This is a genomic window from Caballeronia sp. BR00000012568055, assembly GCF_029439455.1.
Classification (GTDB): Bacteria; Pseudomonadota; Gammaproteobacteria; order Burkholderiales; family Burkholderiaceae; genus Caballeronia.
The window spans coordinates 3,330-6,556 of record NZ_JAQFVG010000113.1 but is presented as its reverse complement, the minus strand read 5'-3'; the positions used below and the strand labels follow the sequence as shown (position 1 = coordinate 6,556).

At 56.1% G+C, this 3,227-nt stretch carries 3 protein-coding genes; 1 reads left to right on the top strand and 2 read right to left on the bottom strand.

Annotated elements, in window-relative coordinates; genetic code table 11:
* Positions 1-220, bottom strand: a 220-nt coding sequence (locus tag P7F28_RS07235) for an NAD(P)-binding protein (RefSeq protein ID WP_277183836.1), incomplete at its 3' end; no start/stop codon positions are given.
* 32 nt (positions 221-252) lie between these two features.
* Complete coding sequence (locus P7F28_RS33820; RefSeq protein ID WP_368860326.1) at positions 253-912, bottom strand: WD40/YVTN/BNR-like repeat-containing protein; 660 nt, start codon at positions 910-912, stop codon at positions 253-255.
* Between the two features lie 1,124 nt (positions 913-2,036).
* Here P7F28_RS33820 and P7F28_RS07230 point away from each other — a divergent pair.
* Positions 2,037-3,095 carry an amidohydrolase gene (locus tag P7F28_RS07230; protein ID WP_277183835.1) on the top strand — a complete coding sequence of 353 codons (1,059 nt, stop codon included), beginning with the start codon at positions 2,037-2,039 and terminating at the stop codon, positions 3,093-3,095.
* Positions 3,096-3,227: the final 132 nt, after the last annotated feature.

The window sequence follows — 3,227 nt, the reverse complement described above, 5'->3', positions numbered from 1 at the left end:
GCCAGAAAGCCTTCAACCCATCCCACATGTACGACGGATTGTATGACGACAGCGGGTACGGGTCGACGATGTCCGCAGGTTCCTTGCCCGGAAGATAATCTTCTCCCGCCTCAAGAAGCAAAACGGAGCGACGGCCATCGTCTGTAAGGCGGCTCGCCAATACGCACCCAGCGGATCCTGCTCCAACAATGAGGTAATCGTAAGCTTTTTCGATGTGCATTTCGGGACACGCACGTGCGGCGTTTCTAGGGATTACGTAGCTGCCACTAGCTTGGGCGCCACGGCTCGGGTCAGAGAGTGGGGCGCGCCTCGGGTCCCCTTGGGCACTGCCCGCCAATGCAGACTCCGAATCTCTCCGAACTCATGCGGAAGCCGCGTCCAGCTGTCTCCTCCGTTGGTCGATCGGAAGAGTTGACCTAGGTTCGTGCATACGAATATCAGGTTAGGATTTGAGGAATGAGTTGCGATGCACCAGACCGTGCTGTTGATTGTTCCTGGCAAGGTCAATCTTTCCCAAGTTTCGCCGCCATCCACACTGCGAAGTAAGCGGCCATCGTTTCCAGGTGGGCCGTTGCCGTTGGCCAAGAATACGACTGAAGGGTCATCCGTGCGAGTTACGACTGCGCGTGTATATTGCCAAGGCGATTCCAATTCGGCGAAGCGCCACGTCTCTCCGCCGTCATCGCTAATGTGCAGTCCGCGGTTTGTGGTGGCGAGGATTCGACGCTCGCCCCTCGCAGTGCGCGATACGGCGATCCCGTGTACGTCGCCCGAATTTAAGCCGTTGCTTAGCGCACACCAAGAGCTTCCGCCGTCGGTGCTTCGGTAGATGCCGCCGATCTCGATTGTTGCCCAAAGGGTATCCGAGACTAATGGGTCGGCCAGCAACTGTGTCACCCGTGTCGGGCCCATATTAATTTCAGAGAACTTTGCGATACCCGGGACGGTTAGTTCGCTCCATGTCTCGCCGCCGTCCTGCGAGCGGAAGAGACCAGCTGGCCGCGTTCCAGCATACAAGGTTGACGGGTCGCGAGCGTCATAGGCGATCGACCAAACGTCCTTGATCTGAGTCGATATGCACTCCCAGCGCGCAGTCCGCTCGCTCCACCGAAAGACACCCTCGTCAGTCCCGGCGACTAGCGTATCGTGCAACTCGGCATGGCTCCCAAAACACCACACGCGAGCTTCGAGATACATCCCTGAGTGACTATTGGGGTGCGACCAGGTCAGGCCTTGGTCTTCACTGAACCATGCCGAATGGCCAGCGGTTCCAGCGTAAACGTGAATCTCGTCGAGCATATCGGAGTCGACCTTCCGGAGATGTTCCTGGGTAGTCATCGTGAGCCCTTGGACCGGTTGCTTTCTAATATTGTCTCGACATTTGACATTTAATGCAAGCCGAACCTCCTCGCGGTAGGTAGGGACCAGTGGAAACCCTGTCTTGAACGATGCTCGTAACGTTAGTAAAAAGTAGCGTATGATGGGATTTAATGAGATGACGATGATGGCGCAGACGGAACGCGGCGCCGGATCGAAGCGACGGTACGCCCCGGGGCCGTTCCCGCGCGACTGCATTTTGTGCGTTAGCACGGCGCATCGTCCTGTCTTCTTCTAACCGCAAATTAAGGGGCTTCGATGTCGACTGTGTTGAGACCGGCAACAGCGAAAGTGGGGGCAGTCAACGCCCAAGCCGTGGAGCGGTATAAGGAAATGCGTAAGGCACTCATGGAAGTGCCCGAGGTCGACCAGAAGACGTGTGAGATTGTCCACGCTTGCCAACTTGCAGCACTCGGAGTGGAGATCTCTTTCAAGATGCACGCAATACGCCTCTTCGATCTCAAAGTGTCGAAGGAAGCGCTCCAGCATATTATCGTTTCCGGAGTTGGTGTGACCCTGATCATTGGGCAAGCAGCGAGAGTGTTGGATTGGATCGAGGAGGCGCACGCTCACTATCTTGGGACGCGACAGCAATAGGGCGTTGCTTGCTCAGTTGTTCGGCGCTCGCGCGACTTGTCCGAAATTTTTAACCTTGTCACATGAACCCTGTACCCGAATTTCGTGGCAACACTCCACGGCCCCTCAAGGAATTAGATGGCTGGCTTGCCGGCGTTCACGAGGATGCCCTGGAACCTGATCTGCCGATCGTCGACCCTCATCACCACATTTGGGATGGCGGGCACGGTCGCTATCTGTTGGACGAGTTTCTGAGAGACCTACACTCCGGTCACAACATTGTTTCGACGGTCTTTGTGCAGGTCAAAACGATGTACCGAGTCGATGCCTCTGAGGCAATGAAGCCGATAGGAGAAGTTGAGTTCGCCAATGGGGTAGCTGCGGCTAGCGCGAGTGGGTACTACGGGAAGACGCGCATCTGCGAGGGTATCGTAGGCTTTGCAGACTTGCTTTTGGGCGACGCGGTCGAGCCTGTGCTCGAGCGATTGATACGAGCCGGAAATGGGCGCCTCCGAGGTATCAGGCACGGGGCTACTTGGGACAGTGGCAGCGCCGCCTACGGCAGAAAGTTTGGGCCTCGCCACCTTCTGAGGGAAGCATCATTTCGGAAGGGATTTTCGCACCTTGCGTCCCTCGGCCTCTCTTTCGATGCATGGCTTTACTATCATCAGCTTCCGGATCTCGTCGACCTTCTCGGCACGTTTCCGGAAACTTCAGTGGTTCTAGACCATGCGGGGGGCATTCTGGGCATTCCGCCGCATATTGATCGCCGCGATGTATTCCAGATTTGGCAGTCCAATCTTCGTTCGCTTGCACGCTTTCCAAACCTGACAGTAAAGATCGGCGGCCTCGGCATGCTTTATAACGGATGGGATTTCCATGTTCGCGAGAGTCCACCATCTTCGATAGTGTTGGCCAATGCATGGCGCCCGTATGTCGAAGAGTGCATTGAGACATTCGGACCCGAGCGATGCATGTTCGAGAGCAACTTCCCCGTGGACAAGCAGTCGTGTGGATACGGTCAGCTTTGGAATGCCTTCAAACGCATCACACACGAATTCTCCGTTGAGGAGAAGGCGACACTCTATCATGACACGGCGGCGCGCATATATCGACTAGGTGGGGAGGCGATGCGCGTCTGAGTTTTTTTGCATTGGGGAACCCACCGGTGCCAACGGCCCTGGATTGAGGATCGAGCACCTTAGTCAGTTTGGAAAACTAAGGGGTATTGCCCAGCGTAAGTAGGTCGTAGAGCACACCGGTGTTCTGTTCTT

Bases quoted from the DNA above. Each gene is read 5' to 3' on its own strand.
- P7F28_RS33820 (WP_368860326.1), bottom strand. From the start codon at position 912: ATGGGCCCGACACGGGTGACACAGTTGCTGGCCGACCCATTAGTCTCG.
- P7F28_RS07230 (WP_277183835.1), top strand. From the start codon at position 2,037: ATGAACCCTGTACCCGAATTTCGTGGCAACACTCCACGGCCCCTCAAG.